This window comes from Nocardioides sp. (assembly GCF_031397825.1).
Taxonomy (GTDB): Bacteria; Actinomycetota; Actinomycetes; order Propionibacteriales; family Nocardioidaceae; genus Nocardioides.
This window is the reverse complement of sequence record NZ_JANNML010000009.1, coordinates 1-7,091: the sequence shown is the minus strand read 5'-3', so window position 1 is coordinate 7,091 and position 7,091 is coordinate 1. Positions and strand designations below refer to the sequence as shown.

At 73.8% G+C, this 7,091-nt stretch carries 5 protein-coding genes and 1 pseudogene; 2 read left to right on the top strand and 4 right to left on the bottom strand.

From position 1 onward, the window contains the following. The 4 genes and pseudogenes from RMN98_RS00510 to RMN98_RS00495 all read right to left on the bottom strand — a co-directional run. Positions 1-342: pseudogene (locus RMN98_RS00510) on the bottom strand (hypothetical protein); the annotation flags it as partial. Between the two features lie 55 nt (positions 343-397). Further along, positions 398-1,903 (bottom strand): bifunctional PIG-L family deacetylase/class I SAM-dependent methyltransferase, encoded by a 1,506-nt coding sequence (locus RMN98_RS00505; protein WP_309646841.1) that lies wholly within the window; start codon positions 1,901-1,903, stop codon positions 398-400. Next, positions 1,890-2,672 carry a glycosyltransferase gene (locus tag RMN98_RS00500; RefSeq protein WP_309646840.1) on the bottom strand — a complete coding sequence of 261 codons (783 nt, stop codon included), beginning with the start codon at positions 2,670-2,672 and terminating at the stop codon, positions 1,890-1,892. Before RMN98_RS00500 ends, RMN98_RS00505 begins: the two co-directional genes overlap by 14 nt. Next, positions 2,669-3,739 carry an acyl-CoA dehydrogenase family protein gene (locus RMN98_RS00495; RefSeq protein ID WP_309646839.1) on the bottom strand — a complete coding sequence of 357 codons (1,071 nt, stop codon included), beginning with the start codon at positions 3,737-3,739 and terminating at the stop codon, positions 2,669-2,671. Before RMN98_RS00495 ends, RMN98_RS00500 begins: the two co-directional genes overlap by 4 nt. A gap of 106 nt (positions 3,740-3,845) precedes the next feature. On the opposite strand from RMN98_RS00495, the gene RMN98_RS00490 reads away from it, so the two are divergent. Both RMN98_RS00490 and RMN98_RS00485 read left to right on the top strand, forming a co-directional pair. After that, on the top strand, positions 3,846-6,503 hold the full coding sequence (locus tag RMN98_RS00490) for a bifunctional FO biosynthesis protein CofGH (protein ID WP_397208445.1): 2,658 nt from the start codon (positions 3,846-3,848) through the stop codon (positions 6,501-6,503). A 231-nt stretch (positions 6,504-6,734) separates the two neighbouring features. Further along, positions 6,735-7,091 (top strand): hypothetical protein (locus RMN98_RS00485; RefSeq protein WP_309646837.1); only part of this gene is annotated, 357 nt, incomplete at its 3' end.

The following is a 7,091-nucleotide window of genomic DNA, read 5'->3' as shown; positions in this document are numbered from 1 at the left end:
CAGGGCCTCCTGCACCAGCTCCTCGTGCATGTTCCAGCTGTAGACGGCCACCGAGGCCACCCGCTGCTGGCCGATGATGTCGTCGATGTCGCTGGCGGTCACCTGCGGCACGGAGAAGGTGTCGTAGAGCGCCACGTCGACCGGCTGGGCCACGTCGACGTTGACGTCGAGCTCGACCACGCGGATCCGGTCCTCGAACTCCTCCAGCATCCGCTGCAGGCCCCGCACCACGAGCTCGTGGTCGTTGACCAGGGCGATGCAGACGGGCGTGACCTCGGCCCGTTCGTCGTCGTTCCCGTCCCCGGCCGGGCCGGGCACGCGGGAGAGTTCGCTCGTGCTCACGCGGGCCAATCTACCCCGCGGTGGCTGGAGCCGCCCCGGTCGCGACGTTCGGCGGTCACGGCGGCCCCGCGCGCTCCTCCTCGGCGAGGCTCCGGCGGCGCTTGGGACGGTAGAGGTCGAGCAGCACGTCGTCGTCGACCACGCGGGTCGTGAGGGTCAGGTCGTGCTCGGCGGCCACCCGCCCGGCAGCGCCGTGCACGTCGGCCCCGTCGAGCGGCCAGCCCTCCACCTCGTGGCGCCAGTGCACCAGGAGCAGGGCCCCGTCGTCGGTCAGCGAGGAGCACGCCTTCCACAGCGTCTCGGCCAGCCCGCGTCCAGTCAGGAAGTAGCCGATCTCCGAGAGCACCACCACGTCGTAGGAGCCCTCCGGCCACTCGCCCGGCACCCGCAGGCGCTCGAAGCGCACCGACCGGCCGGCGCAGCGTCGGGCGGCGACGGTCAGGGCCGCTTCGCTGACGTCGACGCCGACCACGTGGTCGGCACGTTCGCTCAGGGCCGCGGTCAGCTCACCCACCGAGCAGCCGACCTCCAGCACCGACCCGACCCGCTCCCGGGGCAGGCAGGCCAGGGCCAGGGCACGCCGGCGGGCCTCGTACCAGGACGAGGCGGTGCGCCACGGGTCGTCGTCGCCGCGGTGCAGCTCCTCGAACACGATCGCCGCGTCCGGCGTACCGGCCTCGGAGCGCTCCCGGTCGTCGTACGCCGTGCAGGTGCGGCTCTCGATGTAGGTCTCGTAGGGCCGCCGGAAGGACGACAGCATGGCGGCGTCGAGGACCGCCTCGTCGCCGGGCGCCTCCGAGAGCGGCGCGGTCTGGGAGGGGTAGCAGGCCAGCGCCTGCTCCTTGGCCGCCAGCTCACCGGGGGTCAGCGGCAGTACCGCGCACCGGTCCCAGGGAACGTCACCGGGCTCACCCCAGTACCAGAGCCAGATCGGGGCCTCGAGGTGACGCGCGCCGGTCTCGGCCGCGACGTCGGCGGCAGCCTGGGCCACCGCCTCGTGGTCGCCGTGCGCGTCGTGGCGCCAGGTCGAGACCAGCAAGGTGTTGGCGTCGACGACGTCGCGCAGCCGGTCGGCGATGGTGTCCTCGTGGCCGGGCAGCTTCCCGTCGGGCAGGCCGAGCCGGATGAGGCGGGCGGCCGGGTGCAGGATGCCGACGGCCTCGATCAGCTCCTCGCGGCGTCGACCGGCCAGCACCTCGGGGCTGATGGTCGGGCTGTCGGGGTGGGAGGCGTCGCCGTCGGTCGCGACCACGACGACGGTGGGCAGGTCGTGGTCGGCGGCACGGGCCAGCAGACCCCCGCAGGCCAGGGTCTCGTCGTCGGGGTGGGCCACGACCACGACGAGGCGCTCCCGGACCGCGGGCAGGGCGTGGAGCGAGCGCGGGCGGTGCGGAGCCAGCAGGTGCCCCTCGGTCCCCTCGGCGTCGCTGCCGAGACGCAGGGCGGGCACCGAGCGCCACTGCGGCAGCCCCCGCCAGGTCTCGTCGGCGCGACCGGCGTCAGGTCGGCTGAAGGCGGGCGGCGTGGCGCGCGGACCCGCTCGCGACTCATCCCGTGGCACGTGTGCTCACCTCGCTGAGGTTCTCGGTGGTCCGCTCCTGCAGCAGCGCCAGGAAGCCCGCGAAGCCGCCGGGGGTGCGGCCGAGACGTCGCGACGACGTCGTGACCCGAGCCTCGGACGTCCTGTCCACCCGGACGCCGGAGTGCACCAGTCGCTCCACGAGCCGCACGTCCTCGTGCTCCTCGAGCGGCTCGAACCCGCCGACGTGGTCGTAGTGGTCCAGCCGGACGCCGAGGTTGGCGCCGTGGACGTGGTCGTGGTCCTCGCGGGCGGGGTGCTGGGCGTGCCAGTGGGCCAGCACCGCCTCGGGCAGGCCGCGCTGCGGCTGGACCATCCCGAGCACGGCAGCGGCGCCGCGGTCGGCGCGGTCGAGCTGGCTGGTCAACCAGTCCGGCGGCACCTCCCCGTCGGCGTCGGTGGAGGCCAGCCAGGTGCGGTCGGTCGGGTGCGGCGTCCGGCCTCGGTCCGCCCGGACTGCCAGGACACCCGCCGCACGGGCGGCGCCGACCCGGCGCAGGTCGACCGGCACGCACCGGACGTGGGGGAAGCGGGCGAGCGCCTCGGCGCTGCGGTCGGTGCAGGAGTCGAGCACGACGGCGACCTCGAGGCCGACGGTCGGCCGGGACTGACGCAGCCTCGCTGCGGCCCGGTCGACCGAGGCCAGGCAGCCGCCGAGCGTGGCCTCCTCGTTGCGGGCCGGCACGACCACGAGGACGCGCCAGGGCAGCGTGACGTGGACGGGCTCCGGCACCGGCTCGGGGCCCGTCACCACCCGACCTCGGGCAGGGCGTCGAGCAGCCAGCGCCCGAGGGCGGCCTGGTCGCGCTCGGCGTGCTCCTGGCGCAGGTAGAGCTCGAGGTCGGCGGTTCGCGCGGCGTGGGCGGGTTCGGAGACCTTGGGGCCGGGGCCCAGGGCGTGATCGGCGCGAAGCAGCACCTCCTCGGCCGCCCGACGGACGACCTGACGGACGGTGAGCGCGAGACGTTCGCCGCGCTCGGCGTCGGCCTGTCCGGCGTCCACCGCGGCAGCGGCCTGCACCAGCACGGCGCGGGCCGCGGTCAGGGACGCCTCGACGGCACCGAGGTGCATCTGCCCGACCTGGTCGAGGGCACGGTGCTCGGCCTGGGCGAGCAGCCGACGCGCGACGCCGACCGCACCGCCGTACCAGACGGCGGCGACGCCCATCCCGCCCCAGGCGAAGCCCGGGCGCTGGAGGTACCAACCGGGCTCCCCGACGGCGTCGGCCGGCACCGCGTGCAGGTCCAGCGCCGTGCTCGTGACCTGCTGCAGGCCGCGGGCGACCCAGGCCTGCTCGGCGGCCGACTTCACGCCGGGGTCGCTGAGCGGGACCGAGAAGAGCTGGCGGTTGTCCTCGTCGACCCACGCCGTCATCAGTGCCCGGTCGGCGACGTCGGCCACCGAGCACCAGTGCTTGCGTCCGTTGAGCTCCCACCCCTGGCGGGTGGCGCCGGCGGTCAGCCGCGGCGGCGGGCCCTCCGCGGCGTAGACGCCCCAGAGGAGGTCGACCTCGTCCTCCGCGACGCCGCCGGCCTGGTCGAGGATGGCGAGGGCGTCGAGGTGGGGCTCGACCACGCGGGCCACGGTGAGGTCGGCTGCGCCGAGGGTCGCCAGCAGCTCCCACAGGAGCACGGTGGACCCGGCCCCGGGTCGCGGGGCCTCACGACCGAGGGCGCGGGCGAGGTCGGCGGAGCGGTGCAGGTCCCCGGCGACCTCGGCCGCGGACGCCGCGGCCAGGCTGACGAGGGCGGCCGGCGGCGCCGTCGCGCCGGGATCGCCGGCGGGGCGCAGCAGGACCGGAAGGGACTCTGGGGGCATCCAGCCACGCTAGGCCCCTCGTCCGCCCGGGGTCACACCCCCAGGTGGGCGGTGGGGAGACCGGGCGCGACGGCACGTGTGTCCTGCGTCTCCCCGGACGGCCCTGATGCCGGCTGCCGGTTGTCGTTACCCTCGCAGGGTGACCCAGGCGCCCACTCCCCAGCAGGTACGACGTGCGCTGGCGCGTGTGCGTCGCGGGGTCGCCCTGGACGTGTCCGAGGCGGAGGCGCTCCTGGCCGCACGCGGCGAGGACCTGGCCGCCCTCATGGAGGCCGCCGCACGGGTCCGTGACGCCGGTCTGATCGCCGCGGGCCGCCCCGGGGTGGTCACCTACTCCCCCAAGGTCTTCATCCCCCTCACCCGGTTGTGCCGCGACCGTTGCCACTACTGCACGTTCGTGACAGTGCCCGGCAAGCTCGCGGCGGCCGGGCAGCAGCCCTTCCTCTCCCCCGACGAGGTGCTGGCCATCGCCTCGCAGGGTGCGGCGCTGGGGTGTGCCGAGGCGCTGTTCACCCTCGGCGACCGGCCCGAGGAGCGCTGGCCGGAGGCCGCCCAGTGGCTCGACGAGCACGGCTACGACTCGACCCTGGACTACGTCCGCGCCATGGCGATCCGGGTGCTGGAGGAGACGGGCCTCCTGCCCCACCTCAACCCCGGGGTCATGTCGTGGCAGGAGATCAACCGGCTCAAGCCGGTCTCGCCTTCCATGGGCATGATGCTGGAGACCACCTCGACGCGGCTGTTCACCGAGAAGGGGCAGCCCCACTTCGGGTCCCCCGACAAGGACCCCGCGGTCCGCCTGCGTGTCCTCGAGGACGCCGGCCGCCTCTCGGTCCCCTTCACCTCGGGCCTGCTCGTCGGCATCGGCGAGACGTTGCAGGAGCGCGCGGAGACGATCTTCGCGCTGCGCTCGGTCGGCCGTCAGTACGGTCACCTCCAAGAGGTCATCGTCCAGAACTTCCGGGCCAAGCCCGACACGGCGATGCGCTCGGTCGAGGACCTCGACCTCGACGAGTACCTCGCCACCATCGCCGTCACCCGCCTCGTCCTCGGTCCCACCATGCGGGTGCAGGCTCCCCCGAACCTCGTCGACCTCGCCGAGTGCCGCGCCCTCCTCGCCGCCGGCGTCGACGACTGGGGCGGTGTCTCCCCCCTCACGCCCGACCACGTGAACCCCGAGCGCCCGTGGCCCTCCCTCGACCGGCTGCGCGACGTCACCGCCGCCTCCGGCCTCACCCTGCGCCCGCGTCTCACGGCCCACGCCTCCTACGTCACCGCCGGCGACCCCTGGATCGACCCCCGTGTCCGCCCCCACGTCGCCGCCCTCGCCGACGCGGACGGCTACCTCCGCCCCGACGCCCGCCCGGTCGGTCTGCCCTGGCAGGAGCCCGACCTCGGCGGCCTCGACGCCCACGCTGGGTCAGGTCGCACCGATCTGCACACCACGATCGACACCACCGGCCGCACCACCGACCGCCGCTCCGACTTCGACGACGTCTACGGCAACTGGCAGTCCCTCCGCGACCAGCTCGCCGCCCAGACCACCGCCCACGACGCCGCGCAGGGCGTGGACGGGTCTGGCCCCCTCGAAGCGACGAAGGAGCGGAGAGGGTGGTTGCCCGGCGCGGCGGCCTCGCCCCTCTCCCCCGCCGGAAACCCTGCCCCCCTCACCCCCACCGTCGCCGACGCCCTGCGCCAGGCCGAGAAGGACCCCAAGCAACTCACCGACGCCCAGGCGCTGGCCCTGTTCACCGCCGACGCCCACGACCTCGACGCCGTACGGCGCCTCGCCGACGACCTGCGCCACGACGTGGTCGGCGACGACGTGACCTACGTCGTCAACCGGAACATCAACTTCACCAACGTCTGCTACACCGGCTGCCGCTTCTGCGCGTTCGCCCAGCGCCGTACCGACGCTGACGCCTACTCGCTGTCGATGGAGCAGGTGGCTGACCGCGCCGAGGAGGCGTGGCAGCTGGGGGCGACCGAGGTGTGCATGCAGGGCGGCATCGACCCCGACCTCCCGGGCACGGCGTACTTCGACATCGCCGCCGCGGTGAAGCGGCGGGTGCCGGAGATGCACGTGCACGCGTTCAGCCCGATGGAGGTCGTCAACGGCGCCTCGCGCACGGGGCTGTCGATCCACGACTGGCTGCTGAAGGCCCAGGAGTCGGGGCTCGACACGATCCCGGGGACGGCTGCGGAGATCCTCGACGACGACGTGCGATGGATCCTGACCAAGGGCAAGCTGCCGACCAGCGCCTGGGTCGAGGTGGTCACGACCGCGCACCGGCTGGGCATCCGCTCGAGCGCGACGATGATGTACGGCCACGTCGACCGGCCCGACCACTGGGTGACGCACCTGCGGGTGCTGCAGCGGATCCAGGACGAGACCGGCGGGTTCACCGAGTTCGTGCCGTTGCCGTTCGTTCACACGAGCGCCCCGATCTACCTCGCCGGGGTCGCCCGCCCGGGTCCGACGCTGCGCGACAACGTGGCGGTGCACGCAGCGTCGCGGATCCTGCTGCACGGGCGGATCGACAACGTCCAGACCTCCTGGGTGAAGCTCGGCGTCGAGGGCACCCGGCTGATGCTGCGCTCGGGCTGCAACGACCTGGGCGGCACGCTTATGGAGGAGACCATCTCGCGGATGGCCGGCTCCGAGCACGGCTCGGCGAAGACGGTCGCGGAGATCAGCGAGATCGCGGCGGGCATCGGTCGTCCGGTCCGGGAGCGCACGACGACCTACGGCGTGCGCGTCTGACGCCTGCGTGACCCCTGAGCACCATCGACCAATGCGTCGAGCCTCCCGGGCCCTGGAACGAAGTCAACTCGTGGTCCGTTCGTCGCTCATCGTCGGCGTCAGCGTGCTGACCGCCTCCGTCGGAGTACGACGAGCGCGGCCCGGAAAGATGCTCGAACTTTCTCAACCAGGGTTGGGGATACGGCCCGTTCTTCGGCTCAAGCTGTCGGTGGGCTCTCCTAGATTCTTCGCATGACAGCGACCCTCCCCTCCGCACCGGGCATGACGCCGGACGCTGTCGATGGCGCGGTCGAGGGCGCGGTCGAGGATGTCGAGGTGCTCGGGCTCGACGCTGCGGCGACGCTGTCGTTCGTGACCGGACGGCGACGTGTGGTCGACCTGGCCGCGGCGCAGGAGCTCGAGGGCGTCGCGCACTGGGCCGACCTGCACCGCATCGGCGGGCTCGGATCGATCGACTCCGAGATCCTCGACTCGATGAGCATCGCCGAGCAGCTCGCCGCAGACTCGAACCGCCGCGGCGTCGAGTCCATGCTGCGACTGGCCGGCCAGGGCGCGTTCATGGTCGAGGAGTACGCCGTCGCCGAGCTC